Consider the following 17,441-nt stretch of genomic DNA (forward strand, 5'->3'; position numbering starts at 1 on the left):
TGGGCGGGTTCTCCTCTAAGGAAGGGGTCTTCGTAGAGTGACGAAGCAGGATTCCGATATGGCCACGATCACGGCGGAGCCCGCCTCCGCCTCCTCCTCCAAGCCGGAACGGGACGCCCGCCTGGTCTCGTCGGAGCCCGGCCACGTCGCGCCCGGCGAGATCGCCCTCGGGGTCATCATCGGCCGCACCTCCGAGTTCTTCGACTTCTTCGTGTTCGGCCTCGCCTGCGTTCTGGTCTTCCCGCGCCTCGTCTTCCCGTGGGCCGAGCCGGTGACCGGCACGCTGTACGCCTTCGGGCTCTTCGCCCTCGCCTTCGTGGCGCGGCCGATCGGCTCGGTGCTGTTCATGGCGATCGACCGGCGCTACGGCCGGGCGACCAAGCTCACCATCGCGCTGTTCCTGCTCGGCCTCTCGACCTGCCTCATCGCCTTCCTGCCGGGCTACGAGACCATCGGCCACTGGTCGGCGGTGCTGCTCGGCCTGTGCCGGATCGGCCAGGGCCTGGCGCTCGGCGGCGCGTGGGACGGGCTCGCCTCGCTGCTCGCCCTCAACGCCCCGGAGAACCGCCGCGGCTGGTACGCGATGCTGCCGCAGCTCGGCGCGCCGGTCGGCTTCATGCTGGCGAGCGGCCTGTTCGCGTTCTTCCAGCTCCAGCTGTCGGACGACGACTTCATGGGCTTCGGCTGGCGCTACCCGTTCTTCGTCGCCTTCACCATCAACGTCGTGGCCCTGTTCGCGCGCCTGCGCCTCGTCGCGACGGAGGAGTTCCGCCGCCTGCTCGAGGCCGACGAGCTCGAGCCGGAGCCGGTCGTCGAGACGGTGCGGGCGAGCGGCCGCAACATCCTGGTCGGCGCCTTCGTGCCGCTGGCCTGCTACGCGCTGTTCCACCTCGTCACGGTGTTCCCGGTCAGCTGGATCAACCTGTTCACCGGCCGCTCGGTCGGCGAGTTCCTGATGGTGCAGTTCGCCGGCGCCACCGTCGCCACGATGACGATCGTCATGTCGGGCCTGATCGCCGACCAGATCGGCCGGCGCTCCACCATCGCGCTCGCCGCCGCCTTGATCGGCCTGTTCGCGCTGGGCAGCATCGTCGCCCCGCTGCTCTTCGGCGACAGCATGGCCGGGCAGACGATCTTCGTGGTGGTCGGCTTCGCGCTGCTCGGCCTCGCCTACGGCCAGAGCTCGGGCGCCATCGCGGAGAACTTCGGCACCAAGTACCGCTATACCGGCTCGGCGCTGACCTCCGACCTCGCCTGGCTCGTCGGCGCCGGCTTCGCGCCGCTCGTCGCGCTCTACGCGTCGAGCCATCTGGGGCTGCCGTGGGTCGGCGTGTACTTGCTGTCGGGCGCGGTCTGCACCCTCGGCGCGCTGGGGCTCAACCGGCGGCTCGGCGTGTCGGCCTAGCGCTTTTTCCGGCGACGTGGATGCCGGCTCGTCGAAGGAAATGCGGCCAAATCAAAGACCCAGAGCAGCACCCGATTGCAACGTGATCGGGCGCTGCTCCAGCGCACGGCAAACTATTAAGTCGCGGGAACCCCTCTCCCGCACGGGAGAGGGGAATCGCGCCTCATCGTGACACGTCAGTCTCAACCCTCATCCTTATCTAAGAGGCCCCCACCCGGAACCGGGCCGCGTGGCTGCCGATCTCCTCCAGGGCGCCCGGCGTCGCCCCAGCCTCTGACAAGGCCGCCCGCGCCTCCTGCGGGCTGACGCTGCCGGGAAACGCCAGGAGCTGGCTCAGGCCCCCGCCGAGACCGGCGCTCGCCACCACCTCGCCGCCCAAGTCCACCACCGCCTCCGCCGCCTCGTCGCGCCATCGCTCGAACCGGGCGGCGTAGAGCACCCAGTCACGCTGGGCCGCGCTCGGGTCGTCGAGGGGCTTGGCGATGCAGAAGACCGGGGTGCCGGCCGGGTGGCCGGGCCGCTCGATGAAGGGCAGCCGGGCGATGACCTTCGGGCGGCCGGGGCCCGCGAGCAGACGCCACCACGCGCCCGCCGTCACGCCCTGGTCGAGGCGGAAGACCCCGAGGTCGCCCCGCGAGGCCGCCACCGCGGCGATCACCGCCGCCGCGCTCGGATGCGGCCGGTACGGCACCGTGAAGCCGAAATGGAACCGGGCCGAATCGCGCATCGGCGCGTCGCCGCCCGAGACGTCGGCATGGACCGCGAACGGCGCCTGCACGTAGGTGAAGGTGGCGATGATGACCCGCCAGATCCCCTCCACCGTGTCGAGCGGCAGGAGGCCTTTGTGGCGCTCGGCGATCATCCGCATCATCGAGGCCTCGCGGCCGGGCCGGAAGGCGGATCCGGAGGCCGAGGTCTTCTTGACGGCGATCAGCCGGTCGATGATCCGGCCGCGCTCCATCAGGAGGTCGTGCATCGCCGAATCGATGCGGTCGATGTCGGCCCGGAGGGCGGCGAGGTCGGCGGGCGGGGTCGACGTCATGGCAGGTACGGGGACAAGCGACGGGAAGACCCGTCTTACGACCCCTACCGCTCGCGGGCCAGGGCCGGCGCCCATGGAGATCGTCCTTCCGTCGATTGACGGCGGGACAGCGAAGGCTTACCTCTTTTCGTCCGTTGAAGCGGAATTTTTGGACGCTTTAACGACCGGTCCGGTTTGGAGAACGAACCGCCTCCGGTTTTCGCAAGCCAAAGCCTCGTCAAGCCCGCCGCCCGGCGACAGCCCCGTGAGAAGCATGGCCACACCACTCCTGAAGCCCGGCCCGGACTCCGCCTCCCAGGCGGTCGAACCGACGAGCCCCGTCGCCCATTTCGGAGCCGACGAAGCGCTGGCGATGGATGCGGGGGTGGACCTGGCGCCCTGGCAGATCGCCTACCAGACCGCCGGCACGCTCAACGAGGCGCGCAGCAACGCGGTGCTGGTCTGCCACGCGCTCACCGGCGACCAGCACGTTGTCAACACCCACCCGGTGACCGGCAAACCCGGCTGGTGGGACCGCCTGGTCGGGCCCGGCAAGCCCGTCGACACCGACCGCTACTTCGTGATCTGCGCCAACGTCGTCGGCTCCTGCATGGGCACGACCGGCCCGGCCTCCCTCAACCCGGCGACCGGCCGGGCCTACGGCCTCGATTTCCCGCTGGTGACGATCCGCGACATGGTGCGGGGCCAGGCGATGCTGCTCGACCGGCTCGGCATCAAGGACCTCTTCCTGTGCATCGGCGGCTCGATGGGCGGGATGCAGGTGCTGCAATGGGCGGCGAGCTACCCCGAGCGGGTCTTCGCCGCGATGCCGATCGCGACGGGCGCGCGCCACTCGGCCCAGAACATCGCCTTCCACGAGGTCGGCCGGCAGGCGATCCTGGCCGATCCGAACTGGCATGGCGGGCGCTACCTCGACGTCGGGACGCGGCCGGCCAAGGGCCTCGGCGTCGCCCGGATGGGCGCGCACATCACCTACCTGTCGGAGCCCGCCCTCCACCGCAAGTTCGGCCGCCGGCTCCAGGACCGGGACGCCCCGACCTTCTCGTTCGACGCCGACTTCCAGATCGAAAGCTACCTGCGCCACCAGGGCATCACCTTCGTCGAGCGCTTCGACGCCAACGCCTACCTCTACCTGACCCGGGCGATGGATTATTTCGACCTCGCGGCCGACCATGGCGGCGTGCTCGCCAACGCCTTCCGGGGCACGCGGACGCGGTTCTGCATCATGTCCTTCACCTCCGACTGGCTGTTTCCGACCGCCGATTCGCGGGCGATCGTCCACGCGCTCAACGCCGCGGCGGCCCCGGTCGCCTTCGTCGAGGTCGAGAGCGACAAGGGCCACGACGCCTTCCTGCTCGACGAGCCGGCGATGATCTCGGCGGCCAAGGGCTTCATCGCGGCCGCGGCCCGGGAGCGCGGCCTGTGAGCGTCACCGCTTCCCTCGCCCCCGCGGGACTGCCGCAGGACGCCACCGGCTCCGCCCGCATCGACCACCTGGTGATGCTCAACCTCGTCGAGCCCGGCTCGCGGGTCCTCGACGTCGGCTGCGGCGACGGCTCGCTGCTCGCGCTCCTGCGCGACCGGCGCGGCGTCGACGGCCGCGGCATCGAACTCTCGCGCGAGGGCGTCAATGCCTGCCTGGCGCACGGCCTGCCGGTGATCCAGGGCGACGCCGACACCGATCTGGCGGCCTATCCGGACGACGCCTTCGACTACGTGATCCTGTCGCAGACGATCCAGGCGACGCGCCAGCCCAAGGAGGTGCTGGAGCACCTCCTGCGGATCGGCCAGCGGGCGATCGTGTCGTTCCCGAATTTCGGCCATTGGCGGGTGCGCAGCGAATTGCTGCTGCGCGGCCGGATGCCGGTGACCGACACCCTGCCCGATCCCTGGTACGCGACCCCGAACATCCACCACTGCACCATCCGGGACTTCGTCGGACTGTGCCGCCTCGTCGGCGCCCGGATCGAGCGCGCCTCGGCTCTCGACGCCTCGGGCCACCCGATGCGCTTCGCCCTGCCGTGGTGGGTGTGGAACCTCGTCGGCACGCAGGGGGTGTTCCTCCTGCGGCGGGGGTGAGCACGGCTGCGCGCTGCATCAGGCGCCGGCGGCCCGCCGGCGCACATCCATCGTCGCTGCTCCTCGTCGCCCTCGCTTGCGGACCGGCCCTGGCCGAGGAGACCGACCTCGCGTCCCTCGAGACCCGCTGGCACACATGCGTGCGGCAAGCCTTCACCGGCCAGCCCCTCGGGATGGAGCGGCGGGCGGCGCAGCGGGCGGCGCTCGCCGCCTGCAAGCCGCAGGAGGACGCCTACGTCCACGCGATGCTGGCGGCGCAGGAGGCCGAGGCGCGCGCCCGCGCCACAAGCGGCGGCGTCGCCCGGGCGCGGGACTGGGCGCTCGGCGCGGCGGGCTCGGCGCGGGCGGTCGTCGGCGGGCTCATGGACCGTCTGCGCTGGTGAACCGAGGCGCGCCGGCCCCGTTGAGGCCCTGAACTCCCGCTCCGCCCGGAGACCCGACATGACGACCTTCTCGCGCGCCCTCCTGGGCGCCCTGCCCCTCGCCATCGGGGTCATGGCCACGCCCGCCCTCGCCCAGCAGCCGCCCGCCCCCGATCCGGCAGCGGGTTTCCTGACCCGGCCGGAGCCCGGCTTCCTGCGCGCCTCGAAGCTCGTCGGCGTGAAGGTGATCGGCATGGATCACGTCCGGGTCGGCGAGATCGAGGACGTGCTCCTCACCGAGGACGGGCGGGTGCGGGCGGCGGTGATCGGCGTCGGCGGCTTCCTCGGCATCGGTCAGAAATCCGTGGCGGTGCCGTTCGACAAGCTGGCCTTCAACACCGGCCGCGCCGCCGCCGCCGAGGCTCCGCCCTCCTTCACGACGCCCGATCGCGCGCCGGGCGACGCCGCCAGCACCGCCGGGCCGGAGACGATGCCGGGCGCCAAGGTGACCGACCAGGCGCTCGCCGCCGTGCCGGCCAAGCGCAGCGGCACCGTCGACGAGGCCACCGGCTCGGTCGGGGCCCCCGAGCCGAGGGGCCGCGCCACGGTGCTGGCGACCGGCCCCGACGGCACGGTGGTGGAGGCCGAGGTGCGGCTGACCAAGGCGCAGCTCCAGGCCGCGCCGGCCTTCAAGTACGAGGCCGCCCCCTGACCCCGTCGAACCTCCGCTGGCGTCCGCTGCGGATGTCGGACCTCGCCGCCGCCTCGTCCATCGCCGCCCGCATCCACCCGGATTACCCGGAGGACGACGCGGTGATGGAGGAGCGCCTGCGCCTGTGCCCGGAGGGCTGCTTCGCGCTGACGGCCGACGGGGATCTGCTCGGCTACGCCGTCGGCCATCCCTGGCACGCCCGGTCGGTGCCGGATCTCGACACCCTGATAGGATCCCTGCCGGAGCTGGGGTCCCTGCCCGGGCCGGCGGGCGCCTGGTGCATCCACGACGTCGCCCTGCTCCCCGAGGCGCGGGGCCGCGGCGCGGCGGCCGCGCTCGTCGGGCTGATGCGGGACGAGGCACGGCGGCGCGGCCTGCCCGCGATGGTGCTGGTCGCGGTCGGCGACGCCGCCGGCTTCTGGCGCCGCCACGGCTTCCGGCCGATTCCCGAGGCGCCGCCTCCCGGCTACGGCGCCGGCGCGACCCTGATGAAGCGGGACGCGTGACGCGGGACTTGGCCGCCCCCGGCATAAGACCGCGACCCTCCGGCTGTGACATTCGGCCGTTCCCGCGCGCGCGGCCCCTGGCCGGAGCCGGACGCTGCGCCACCTAGCTTGGCATCGTTCCGAACTGGGCCGCGGTATGACGAGGACGGCGTGCAGAGCGTGATCCCCGCCTTGATTCCCGGGTGCCCGGCGCGCCTCCGGGGCGAGGCCTGAGCCCCGTGCGCCAGCTCTTCGCGCCGGGCGCCGACGCCCTCCTGCGCCTCGCGCTCCTCACGGGCGCGGCCTGCCTGGCGGCCTTGCCGGTGGTGGGGGCGGGACTGATGCGCTCCTCCTACGTCACCGGCGTCGGGGTGGCGCCGGCCCAGCCGGTGCCGTTCAGCCACAAGCACCATTCGGGCGAGCTGAAGATCGACTGCCGCTACTGCCACACCACGGTCGAGACCCAGGCCACCGCCGGCATCCCGCCGACCCAGACCTGCATGACCTGCCACAGCCAGATCTGGTCCGGCTCGGAGATGCTGGAGCCGGTGCGGGCGAGCTACGCCAAGGACCAGCCCCTGGTCTGGACCCGCCTGAACAAGCTGCCGGGCTACGTCTACTATAACCACGCCGTCCACGTGACCAACGGCATCGGCTGCTCGACCTGCCACGGCAGCGTCACCGACATGCAGCTCACCTACCGGGCCAACGCCTTCGAGATGAGCTTCTGCCTCGATTGCCACCGCAACCCCGAGAAATACGTGCGGCCGAAGGACCGGATCCTCGACATGGCCTGGAGCCCGCCGGCGAACCAGGCCACGCTCGGGCCGGAGCTGGTGCGCCAGTACCATATCCGCGGCGGCGAGCGGCTGACCGAATGCGGGATCTGCCACCGATGAGCGCATGCGGGATCCCTCATCAATGAGCGACCATATCGGCGCGCTCCGCGCCCGCCTCGCCGCCGGCGACGGCCCGGCCTTCTGGCGCAGCCTCGACGCGGTGGCGGATTCGCCCGAGTTCCGGGCCTTCCTCGACACCGAGTATCCGGCGGCCGCCCGCCTCGCCGCCGCGCCCGACCGGCGCGGCTTCCTCAAGCTGATGGCTGCCTCCTTCGCGATGAGCGGCCTTGCCGCCTGCGGCCAGCCGGACGGACGCACGCAGGAGATCCCCTATGTCCGCCAGCCCGAGCGGATCGTGCCGGGGGCGCCGCTCGCCTACGCCTCGGCGGCCCTGATCGACGGCTTCGCCAACGGCATCACGGTCACCACCCGCAACGGGCGCCCGCTCAAGATCGAGGGCAATGCCGAGCACCCGTGGAGCCGCGGCGGCACCGACGTGTTCGGCCAGGCCTCGGTGCTCGGGCTCTACGACCCGTTCCGGCTCCAGACGCCGCAAGCTCTCGGCCGTCCGAGTTCCTGGCAGGCCTTCCGCGCCGCGATGACCGGCCGCTTCGCGGCCCTGAAGGCCGGCGACGGCGGGCGCGGCCTCCACCTCCTCACCGGCCCGGTGACCTCGCCGTCGCTGGCCGCGCAAATCGCCGCGATGCGCCGGGATTTCCCGGAAATGCGCTGGCACGTCTCGGCCCCGACGGGGCGCGAGGCGCTCTACGAGGGCGCCCGCCTCGCCCATGGCCGCCCGCTCGAGACCCGCTGGCGCTTCGATCGGGCGCAGGTTCTCGTCTCGCTCGACGGCGACATGCTCGATCCCGGGCCGGGCCAGGTCGGGCAGGCGCGAGACTGGGTCGAGGCGCGCCGCAAGGCCGCCGCCGAGGGGCGGCTGCTCGCCCTCCACCATGCCGGCCCGAGCCCGAACCTGACCTCGGCCAAGGCCGATTCCCCCCTCGCGCTCAGTTCGGACGGCCTCGACCGGCTGGTACGCGACCTCCTCGCCGAGGCCGGGGGCGGCACGGCGGAGGAGCGCCGCGGCCCGGCGGCGGCGTGGCGCCAAAAGGCCTTTGCGGCGCTGAACGCGGCGCGCGGCAGCGGCCTCGTGCTGGCCGGGGCCCAGGCCGGGCCGGAGCTGCTGGCGCAGGTCCACCGCCTCAATGCGGCGCTCGGCAATACCGGCCGCACCGTATTCCACACCGCTCCGGTCCCGGTCCTCGAGCCTGAGCCCCTCGCCGCCCTCGCCGAGGCGATGCGCCGGGGCGAGGTGCAGGTCCTGGTGATGCTCGACGTCAACCCGGTCTACGACGCCCCGGGCGATCTCGGCTTCCTCGAGGCGCTGGCCCGCGTGCCGCTCAAGATCCATGCCGGGCTCTACCAGGACGAGACCGCCTTCCACTGCGACTGGAACCTGCCGCTCGCCCACCCGCTCGAAGCCTGGGGCGATGCCCGCTCCCTCGACGGGACCGTCACGCTGATCCAGCCGACGATCCGCCCGCTCTATGACGGCCGCTCGGTGCCGGAGATCCTGTCGATCCTGACCGACGCGGAGGCGAAGGACGGCGCCGCCCTCCTCGATGCCCATTGGCGCCGGCCGGGCGAGGGGGAGGCCGCCTGGACGACCCGGCGCGAGGCCTTCCTTCAGGCGGGCTTCCTCGCGGACACCGCCTTGCCCCCCGAGACCGTCGGCGTGCCCGTCCCGGCCACCGTCGCTCCGTCTCGCCCCGCGCCCTCGCCGGCGGGCCCCGCCCGGCGGGTCGAGGTGCTGTTCCGGCCCGATGCGGGCGTTTGGGACGGGAGCCTCGCCAACCTCGCCTGGCTCCAGGAACTCCCCAAGCCCCTGACCAAGGTGGTCTGGGGCAACGTGATCGCGGTGAGCCCGGTCCTGGCCGAGCGCGAGGAGCTGCGCCAGGGCGACGTCGTCACGCTGGAGGCCGAGGGGCGCCGGATCGAGGGCCCGGTCTGGATCCAGCCGGGCCAGGCTGAGGACACCGTCACGGTCTCCCTCGGCTACGGCCGAAAAATCCCCGAGCAGCTCGCCGACGGCCTCGGCTACGACGCCTATCGCTTGCGGCGCAGCGCCACGCCCTGGCGCCTCACGGAAGCGACGCTCGCCGCCACCGGCCGCAAGGCGCCGCCGGTGACGACCCAGAACCACGGCACGATGGAGGGGCACGACTTCGTGCGCGTGCAGGCGGTCGGCAGCGCCGCGCCGGTCGCCTCCCGCGAGGCCCCGCCCTCGCTCTATCCGCCGGCCCCGACCTCGCCCGGCGGGCGCTACGGACACGAGCGCGCCTGGGGCATGGTGATCGACCTCGATGCCTGCATCGGCTGCAACGCCTGCGTCACCGCCTGCCAGTCCGAGAACAACATCCCGGTCGTCGGCCAGGAGGAGGTGCGCTTAGGCCGCTGGCTGCACTGGCTCCGGATCGACCGTTACTACGAGGGCGGCCTCGACGACCCCAAGACCCACTTCATGCCGGTGCCCTGCATGCATTGCGAGCAGGCGCCCTGCGAGGTCGGCTGCCCGGTGGAGGCGACCGTCCACGACCGCGAGGGGCTGAACCTCATGGTCTACAACCGCTGCGTCGGCACGCGCGCCTGCTCCAGCTACTGCCCCTACAAGGTCCGGCGCTTCAACTACCTCGACTATTCCGGCGACACGGCACCGGTGCAGCAGCAGCAGCGCAACCCGGAGGTCACGGTCCGGGCCCGCGGCGTGATGGAGAAATGCACCTACTGCGTCCAGCGCATCGCCGCAGGGCGGATCGACTCGACGAAGGGCGACCATGCCCCGATCCCCGACGGCGCGGTCGAGACCGCCTGCCAGGGCGCCTGCCCGACCCGGGCCATCACCTTCGGCGATTTGCGCGATTCCGGCAGCCGGGTCGCGGCGGCCGCCGCCGATCCGCGCAATTACGGGCTGCTCTCCGAGCTCAACACCCGGCCGCGCACCACCTACCTCGCCCGGCTGGTCGAGCAGGCCTCGGTGAAGGACTCGTCCAGGGACCCCTCCGCAAGACCCGGAGGCTCCCTGTGAGCGGCACCCTGATTCCCCGCGCCGGCCTGCTCGGCAGGAAGGAGGACTTCGCCTCGATCGGCCGCGCGGTGACCGAGGCGCCGGCCCGCACCCGCTCGCGGGCCTGGTGGATCGCCTTCGCGGGGGCCTGCGGGCTCCTCGGCCTCTTCGCCGCGACGCTCGCCTGGCTGCTCCTCAACGGCGTCGGCATCTGGCACAACAACAACCCGGTCGTCTGGGCGCTCGACATCGTCGCCTACGATTGGTGGATCGGCATCGCCTGCGGGGCGCTCCTCACCTCCGCCACGCTGCGCCTCACCGGCGCTGCCTGGCGCTCCGGCATCGACCGCATCGCCGAGACCACCGCGATCCTGGCCGCGGCGGCCGCCGCCCTCTACCCGATCATCCATCTCGGGCGCCCGTGGGTGTTCTACTGGACCCTGCCCTATCCCAACACCCTGGCTTTGTGGCCGCAATTCCGCTCGCCGCTGGTCTGGGACGCGGTCGACATCATCAGCTTCCTCGGCGTCTGCCTCGGCCTCTGGTATGTCGGGCTGCTGCCCGACCTCGCCTCCTTGCGCGACCGAGCCTTCGAGGCGGCCTTGGCGCAAGCGGAGGAACACGGCCGGAGCCGGCGCCTGACGCTCCTGAAGGCGCAGGCCTACGGCATCCTGGCGCTCGGCTGGCGCGGGGCCTCGACCCATTGGGAGCGCTGGCTCACCGCCACCCGCACCCTCTCAGGCCTCGCCCTCGTCCTCGTCGTCGCGCTCCAGACCGGGGCCTCGGTGATGCTCGCCGGCACCGTCCTGCCGGGCTGGCACGACACGCTCCTGCCGGTGACCTTCCTCGCCGCCTCGCTGCTCTCGGGCGTCGGCGTCACCGCGGCGCTCGCCGTGCTGGTGCGCCGGGCGCTCCGCCTCGAGGCGCTGATCACCGAGCGGCACCTCGCCCTGATGGCCCGCCTGATGCTGGGACTCGGGCTCGCCTCGGCCTATTGCTACGCCACCGAGATTTTTTCCAGCCTCCTGCACGGCGACGCCTTCGACCGGGCGGTGCTGGTGCGCCGCCTCGCCGGCGCGCATGCCTGGGCATTCTGGATCATCGTGGTCTTCGCGCTGTTGCCGGTGCAGCTGTTCTGGTTTTCCTCCTTCCGCCGCTCCGGCCTCGTCGTGGCATTGGTCGGCGTGGCGGCGGCCATCGGCAGCTTCGGCGACCATTTCATGCTGCTGATCGTGACCCTGAGCCACGATTTCCTGCCCTCCTCGGCCCATCCCTACAGCATGGGCGCCTGGGGCCTCGCGACGCTCGCCGGCTCGGTCGGGCTCTTCCTCGCCCTGCTGCTCCTGGGCCTGCGCACCCTGCCGATGGTCTCGATCACCGAGACAAGGCGCTTCGCCGAGAGCCACCCGGACGGGCGGCCGAGCGGCGAGCGGGCGCCGACGCTCGCCGAGACCGCGGAGGCGCCGCTCTGGGGCGTCAGCGCCGAGTTCGACGATGCCGACAGGCTCGCGGCGGCAGTGAGAGCCTTGAAAGCGCGCGACCTCGGCGCCCGGATCGAGACCTACGGCCCGGTGCCGATGCGCGGCGCCGCCGACGCGCTGGGCCGCCCGGCCGGGATCCTGCCCCTCCTCGCCTTCGGGGCGGCGCTCGCCGGCGGGGCCGCCTTCATGGCGATGTGCCTCTACGCCTCCGGCGTCGACTACGTGTTCGACGTCGGCGGGCGGCCCCGCTTCTCCTGGCAGGCCTTCCTGGTGCCGAGCGTGTCCTTCGGCACGCTCTGCGGCGGGCTGACGGCGGCGGTGGCGCTGCTGTTCCAGAACCGCCTGCCGCGGCTCAACCACCCGGCCTTCGCGATTCCCGGCTTCACGAAAGCGAGCGAGGACCGCTTCTTCCTCGCCCTGGAGGCGGCGGGCCCCCGCTTCGACCCGGCCCGGATCGAGCAGGCCCTGGCGCGGCTGCCCGAGGGACGGCCCCTGATGGTCCGGAGGGTGCCGCTGTGAAGCGCGTCATCCTCTGCCTGCCGATGATGCTAGCACTTGCGGCCTGCGACCAGGCCAACATGGTGAGCCAGCCCAAATCCAAGACCTGGGACAGCAACCCGTTCTTCCCGAAGGGTCAGACGATGCGGCTGCCGCCCCCCGGCACCGTGCCGCGCAAGAGCCCCGACCAGCCGGTGCCGCAGCCCGCCGCCGCGACCCCGGAGCTGCTGGCGCGGGGCCGGGAGCGCTACGATGTCTTCTGCACCCCCTGCCACGGCGGCGCCGGCCGCGGGGACGGGCTGATCGTGCAGCGCGGCTACCCGCGCCCGCCCGCCTTCGACGAGGCCCGCCTTCGGGCGGCGCCCGCGCGACACCTCTACGACGTGATCAGCAACGGCAAGGGCACCATGCTGCCTTACGCCGCGCAGGTGCCGCCGGCGGACCGCTGGGCCATCGTCGCGTATATCCGCGCGCTCCAGTTGAGCCAGGGCGCGACGCTGGCGAGCCTGCCGGCGGAGGATCAGGACGCGGTCGCGGCTGCGGCCCGCCGCACCACCCCGGGGGACACACGATGAGCCGCCGCCCGATCTCCCTCGTCCTCGGCGTGGCGGCGCTCGCGGTCTGCGCGCTCGCCGGCGCCTCCGGCAGCCCGGTCATGCCGTCCTACCTCGCCGCCTGGCTGGTGCTGGTGGCTCTGCCGGTCGGCGCCCTGCCGCTGCTGATGGGGCTCGAACTCGCGGGCTTCTCCGCAGGGCCCATGGCGGCCTCGCTGCGCCGCCTGCTCGGCCTCCTGCCGATCGCCGGCCTGCTGCTGCTGCCGGTGCTGCTCAGCCTGGGCGGCCTCTACCCCTGGGACCGCGGGATTCCCCCGCGCACGCCGTTCGCGGCCCTGTGGTTCACCCCGGTCTTCTTCATCCTGCGCAGCCTGGCCTATCTCGCCATCTGGCTCTGGCTCGCCGACACCTTCCGGCGCCCGGCCGCCGAGCCCGGCAGCCCGGCGGCGGCTCGGCGCCGGAGCCGGGCCGTCCTCGGGCTGATCCTGACCACGGTCACCAGCACGCTGGCGGCGGAGGACTGGGTGCAATCGGCCGATCCCGGCCTCGCCTCGACGGCCTTCGGCCTCCTGGTGATGACGATCCAGGCCGGCCTCGCGCTGTCGGCGGCGGCGCTGATCGCGGCGCGCGACTCCTCCGGCCGGCCGGGGCGCGACCAGCGCACCGCCGCCGCCTTCGCCGACCCGATCCTGGTGCTGCTGGCGATCTGGGGCTTCGTGCACGCGGCGCAGTACCTCACCGTGTGGTCGGCCAACCTCCCCGAGGAGGCGCGCTGGTACCTCGCCCGCGACGGGGCGCTCGGCCGCCTCGGCCTCTGGGCCGCGATCGGCGTGATGGTGCTGGCGGTCCTCGTCCTTGTGCCGCGCCGCACGGCCGGCCGGCCGGCTTTGCTGGCCGGAATCGCCCTGTTGATCCTGCTGCTCCACGGGGCCGAGATCTTCTGGCTCGTCACGCCGGGCTTCCGCGGCACCTTCCGCTTCACCTGGGCGGACGCCCTCGCGCTGATCGGGGTGGTGGGGGTCGCCGGCGGCCTCTACGGCCCGGTCGATCGCCGCCTGCGAGGGCGCGTCTCGTGAGCGACTCGATCACCAGGCCCGGCCCCCTCGCCCTGCTCTCGGCCGTCGCGGCGGCGGGCCTCCTGCGACTCTCCGGCTTCAAGCCCGCCGCGCCGCCCGAGCCCGATCACGGCCCGCGCAACCCGGAAGGGTTCGAGGTGGAGGACGTCGACGTGCGCCGCACCGCCTTCGTGGTGGTCGGGCTCGCGGCCTCGGTCGCGGTCGCGATCGCGGCGGTGGGGCTGATGATGCACCTGTTCGGCGCCTGGCATGTCGGCGGCACCCCGCCGCTGACGCCGCAGCAGACGGCGCGTGTGCAGCCGCCGCCGCCCAACCTCCAGGGGGCGCCCTACGAGGATCTCGCCCGCCAGGAGGCGCGGGACGCGGCGCAGACGACCACCTACGCGCCCCTTCCCGACGGGCGCGCCCGCATCCCGGTCGAGCGCGCGATGCGGCTGATCGCCGGCCGATCTCTCGATCCCCCAATTCCCTCTCCGTCTGCCCCGGATTCCATGGCGCCCGCCGGCGGAGCCCCCGTTCGATGAACCCCACCGACCTCGCGCTCCAGCTCTGGCCGGCGGCGGCCTCCGCCACCGCGGTCGAGACCGACTGGCTGATCCTCGCCTTCACGGTCCTGACCCTGCTGCTGACGGTGCCGGTCTTCGTCGCCATCACCTGGTTCGCGATCCGCTACCGCCAGGGCGAGGAGGCCGACCGGAGCCACGGCAACGTCCGCAGCGTGCTCATCGAGATCAGCTGGATGCTGATCCCGTTCCTGCTCACCCTCATCTTCTTCGTCTGGGGCGCCCGGCTGTTCTTCATCTCGAAGCAGGTGCCGGGCGACGCCATGGTGGTCGAGGCGATCGGCCGGCAATGGATGTGGAAGTTCCAGCACCCGACCGGGCAATCCGAGATCAACGACCTGCACCTGCCGATCGGCCAGCCGATCAAGATCCGGATGATCAGCCAGGACGTGATCCACAACCTCTATCTTCCAGCCCTGCGGATGCAGATGGCGACCCTGCCCGACCGCTACACCGAGCTATGGTTCAAGGCCGACCGCACCGGCAGCTACCGGCTGTACTGCTCCGAATATTGCGGCACCGACCATTCGAAGATGGACGGCACCCTGACCCTGATGACTCAGGCCGACTATGCCGCCTGGCTGCAGAATGCCGGCGCCCGGCAGGGCGGCCAGGCCGGGGCCGGCCGCGCGGTCTACGAGTCCTATGCGTGCGGCACGTGCCACGATCCGGGCGCCAAGGTGCGGGCGCCCTCGCTCGCCGGCCTCTACGGCCGCGAGGTCAAGCTCGCCGACGGCCGCATCGTGACGGCCGACGAGACCTACCTGCGGGACAAGATCCTGAACCCGAACCGGCAGAAGCTGGCGGCGGATTACAAGCAGGTGATGCCGGCCTTCCGCAACGTGATCCCGAACGACGACCTCGACCGTCTCGTTGCCTACCTCAAGAGCTCGGGCGCGACGGCGCAGCAGGAAGCCACGCCATGAACTCCGGCTCGATGACCAGCGGCACCATCACCGACGGGCCGGCCCTGCGCGACCCCCACACCCCGGATTCCCGCCTCGGCCACGGGGCCGACTACCTGCATGCCGAGCACACCCTGCGCTCGTGGTTCTTCACCACCGACCACAAGCGCATCGCGCTCCTGTATCTGGCCAGCATCACCGCCTTCTTCGTCATCGGCGCGGTGACGGCGGGGCTGGTGCGCCTGGCCCTCGTCGTGCCGGACGGTCAGGTCTTCACCAACGACACCTACAACAAGCTGTTCACGATCCACGGGGTCGTGATGGTATGGTTCTTCCTGATCCCGAGCATCCCCGCCACCTTCGGCAACTTCCTGATCCCGCTGATGATCGGGGCGCGGGACCTCGCCTTCCCGAAGCTCAACCTCGCCTCCTGGTACGTGTTCATGACCGGCGCGATCTTCACGCTGGTCAGCGTGGTGCTGGGCGGGGTCGATACCGGCTGGACCTTCTACACGCCGCTCTCCACCGCCTTCTCCAACACCTGGGTGGTGCCGGCGCTCATCGGCGTCACCATCGTGGGCTTCTCGTCGATCCTGACCGGCCTCAACTTCGTGGTGACGATCCATACCATGCGGGCGCCGGGCATGACCTGGTTCCGCCTGCCGATCTTCGTCTGGACCCACTACGCCACCAGCCTGATCTTCCTGCTCGCCACCCCCGTCATCACCGTGGCGCTGATCCTGCTCATCGCCGAGCGCGCCTTCCATATCGGGGTGTTCGATCCGGCCTATGGCGGCGACCCGGTGCTGTTCCAGCACCTGTTCTGGTTCTACTCGCACCCGGCCGTCTACATCATGGTCCTGCCGGGCATGGGGGTGATCTCCGAGATCGTCCCGGCCTTCGCGCAGAAGAAGCTGTTCGGCTACAAGTTCGTCGCCTACGCGGCGATCGGGCTCGCCTCGGTGACCTTCTTCGTCTGGGGCCACCACATGTTCGTCAACGGGCAGAGCGATCTCGCCAGCGTGGCGTTCTCGGTGCTGAGCTTCGCGGTGGCGGTGCCGTCGGCGGTCAAGGTCTACAACTGGACCGCGACGATCCACAAGGGCTCGCTCAAGCTCGACACGCCGATGCTCTACGCCATGGGCTATATCGGGCTGTTCGTGCTCGGCGGCCTCACCGGGCTCTACCTCGCGACGCTCGCCATCAACCAGCACGTCCACGCCACCTACTTCGTCGTGGCGCATTTCCACTACATCATGGTCGGCGGCACGGTGCTGGCCTTCCTCGGCGGCCTGCATTTCTGGTGGCCCAAGATCACCGGGCGGATGTATAGCGAGGCCTGGGGCCGGATCTCCGCCTTCCTGATCTTCATCGGCTTCAACGTCACGTTCTTCCCGCAATTCATCCTCGGCTATCTCGGGATGCCGCGGCGCTACCACGTCTATCCGCCGGAGTTCCAGTTCCTCAACATCCTGTCCTCGGCGGGCTCGACGATCCTGGCGGTCGGCTACATCTTCCCGATGGTCTACCTCGTCTACTCGATCTGGTTCGGGAAGCGGGCGCCGGCGAACCCCTGGGACGCAAGGGGCCTCGAATGGACCGTGGCCTCGCCGCCGCCGGCGCACAACTTCCTCACCGAGCCGCAGGCGCCGAAAATTCCCTACGACTACCCGATCCAGGCCCGCGAGACCGGGAGGCAGCACTCGTGAGCGCGGGAGCCACCGACGCCCCCGTCGGCGTCAAGCTCGTCTCGCACTTCGCCACGGTGGAGCAGCAGAAGCGCGCGGCGGTGCTCGGGATGTGGGCCTGGCTGCTCACCGAGCTCCTGCTCTTCGCCGGCCTCTTCCTCACCGCGCTCATCCTGCGCCTGCTCCACCCGGAGGCGGTCCAGGAGGCGGCGCGCCACCTCAAGTTCTGGATCGGCGCGGTCAACACGGTGGTGCTGATCGGCTCCAGCCTGACCATGTCGGGGGCGATCCAGCTCTCGCGCCTCGGCTGGCAGCGCGGGATGGTGCGGTTCATGCTCGCCACCGCGGCGCTCGGCACCCTGTTCCTCGTGCTCAAGGGCTACGAGTACTACGCCGACTACCAGGAACACATGATGCCGTTCCTGTCCGACCGGCCCTACGAGCTGAAGGACTCACCGCCCTCGCGGCTGTTCGTGAACCTCTACTACGTCGCGACCAGCCTCCACGGCCTCCACCTCCTCACCGGCATCAGCATCCTCCTGGTGATGTCCCGGCAGGCGAGCCGGCCGGGTTTCCTGAAGCGGCACCAGAACCGGATCGAGATCTTCGGGCTCTACTGGCACTTCATCGACCTGATCTGGATCCTCGCCTTCCCGACCCTCTACGTGCTCAACCGGTAGGAGCGCCC

16 protein-coding genes are annotated in these 17,441 nt (G+C 71.6%); 15 read left to right on the top strand and 1 reads right to left on the bottom strand.

Annotated elements, in window-relative coordinates; all coding sequences use genetic code 11:
• The first annotated feature begins 58 nt into the window (after window positions 1–58).
• On the top strand, window positions 59–1,405 hold the full coding sequence (locus DA075_RS11815; protein ID WP_099953391.1) for an MFS transporter: 1,347 nt from the start codon (window positions 59–61) through the stop codon (window positions 1,403–1,405).
• Window positions 1,406–1,604: 199 nt separating this feature from the next.
• Here the strand turns inward: DA075_RS11815 and DA075_RS11820 are convergent, their stop codons facing one another.
• Window positions 1,605–2,447, bottom strand: a complete 843-nt coding sequence (locus DA075_RS11820) for a chorismate mutase (protein WP_099953392.1) — start codon at window positions 2,445–2,447, stop codon at window positions 1,605–1,607.
• Between the two features lie 253 nt (window positions 2,448–2,700).
• On the opposite strand from DA075_RS11820, the gene metX reads away from it, so the two are divergent.
• The 14 genes from metX to DA075_RS11890 all read left to right on the top strand — a co-directional run bounded on the left by metX (window position 2,701) and on the right by DA075_RS11890 (window position 17,433).
• On the top strand, window positions 2,701–3,873 hold the full coding sequence (gene metX / locus DA075_RS11825) for a homoserine O-acetyltransferase MetX (protein WP_099953393.1): 1,173 nt from the start codon (window positions 2,701–2,703) through the stop codon (window positions 3,871–3,873).
• Entirely contained in the window at window positions 3,870–4,526 is a 657-nt protein-coding gene (metW, locus tag DA075_RS11830; RefSeq protein ID WP_099953394.1) for a methionine biosynthesis protein MetW, read from the top strand. The genes metX and metW overlap by 4 nt, the downstream gene beginning before the upstream one ends.
• Window positions 4,523–4,909 carry a hypothetical protein gene (locus DA075_RS11835; protein ID WP_099953395.1) on the top strand — a complete coding sequence of 129 codons (387 nt, stop codon included), beginning with the start codon at window positions 4,523–4,525 and terminating at the stop codon, window positions 4,907–4,909. The genes metW and DA075_RS11835 overlap by 4 nt, the downstream gene beginning before the upstream one ends.
• Window positions 4,910–4,967: 58 nt before the next feature.
• The gene (locus tag DA075_RS11840) at window positions 4,968–5,600 is read left to right on the top strand and encodes a PRC-barrel domain-containing protein (RefSeq protein WP_099953396.1); all 633 of its coding nucleotides are present in this window, start codon (window positions 4,968–4,970) and stop codon (window positions 5,598–5,600) included.
• Between the two features lie 32 nt (window positions 5,601–5,632).
• On the top strand, window positions 5,633–6,106 hold the full coding sequence (locus DA075_RS11845) for a GNAT family N-acetyltransferase (RefSeq protein ID WP_099953397.1): 474 nt from the start codon (window positions 5,633–5,635) through the stop codon (window positions 6,104–6,106).
• A gap of 218 nt (window positions 6,107–6,324) precedes the next feature.
• Complete coding sequence (locus DA075_RS11850) at window positions 6,325–6,984, top strand: cytochrome c3 family protein (protein WP_099953398.1); 660 nt, start codon at window positions 6,325–6,327, stop codon at window positions 6,982–6,984.
• A 22-nt stretch (window positions 6,985–7,006) separates the two neighbouring features.
• Window positions 7,007–10,009, top strand: a complete 3,003-nt coding sequence (locus tag DA075_RS11855; RefSeq protein WP_099953399.1) for a TAT-variant-translocated molybdopterin oxidoreductase — start codon at window positions 7,007–7,009, stop codon at window positions 10,007–10,009.
• On the top strand, window positions 10,006–11,988 hold the full coding sequence (locus tag DA075_RS11860; protein ID WP_099953400.1) for a quinol:electron acceptor oxidoreductase subunit ActD: 1,983 nt from the start codon (window positions 10,006–10,008) through the stop codon (window positions 11,986–11,988). The genes DA075_RS11855 and DA075_RS11860 overlap by 4 nt, the downstream gene beginning before the upstream one ends.
• Window positions 11,985–12,542, top strand: a complete 558-nt coding sequence (locus tag DA075_RS11865; RefSeq protein WP_099953401.1) for a c-type cytochrome — start codon at window positions 11,985–11,987, stop codon at window positions 12,540–12,542. The genes DA075_RS11860 and DA075_RS11865 overlap by 4 nt, the downstream gene beginning before the upstream one ends.
• Window positions 12,539–13,597: a hypothetical protein gene (locus DA075_RS11870; RefSeq protein WP_099953402.1), complete on the top strand. Its 1,059-nt coding sequence runs from the start codon at window positions 12,539–12,541 to the stop codon at window positions 13,595–13,597. The genes DA075_RS11865 and DA075_RS11870 overlap by 4 nt, the downstream gene beginning before the upstream one ends.
• On the top strand, window positions 13,594–14,121 hold the full coding sequence (locus DA075_RS11875) for a hypothetical protein (RefSeq protein WP_232388507.1): 528 nt from the start codon (window positions 13,594–13,596) through the stop codon (window positions 14,119–14,121). The genes DA075_RS11870 and DA075_RS11875 overlap by 4 nt, the downstream gene beginning before the upstream one ends.
• Complete coding sequence (gene coxB / locus DA075_RS11880; RefSeq protein ID WP_099953403.1) at window positions 14,118–15,086, top strand: cytochrome c oxidase subunit II; 969 nt, start codon at window positions 14,118–14,120, stop codon at window positions 15,084–15,086. The genes DA075_RS11875 and coxB overlap by 4 nt, the downstream gene beginning before the upstream one ends.
• Window positions 15,083–16,774, top strand: a complete 1,692-nt coding sequence (locus tag DA075_RS11885) for a cytochrome c oxidase subunit I (RefSeq protein WP_244936566.1) — start codon at window positions 15,083–15,085, stop codon at window positions 16,772–16,774. Before coxB ends, DA075_RS11885 begins: the two co-directional genes overlap by 4 nt.
• Entirely contained in the window at window positions 16,771–17,433 is a 663-nt protein-coding gene (locus tag DA075_RS11890) for a cytochrome c oxidase subunit 3 (RefSeq protein ID WP_232388505.1), read from the top strand. The genes DA075_RS11885 and DA075_RS11890 overlap by 4 nt, the downstream gene beginning before the upstream one ends.
• Window positions 17,434–17,441: the final 8 nt, after the last annotated feature.

This window comes from Methylobacterium currus, assembly GCF_003058325.1.
GTDB classification, from domain to species: domain Bacteria; phylum Pseudomonadota; class Alphaproteobacteria; order Rhizobiales; family Beijerinckiaceae; genus Methylobacterium; species Methylobacterium currus.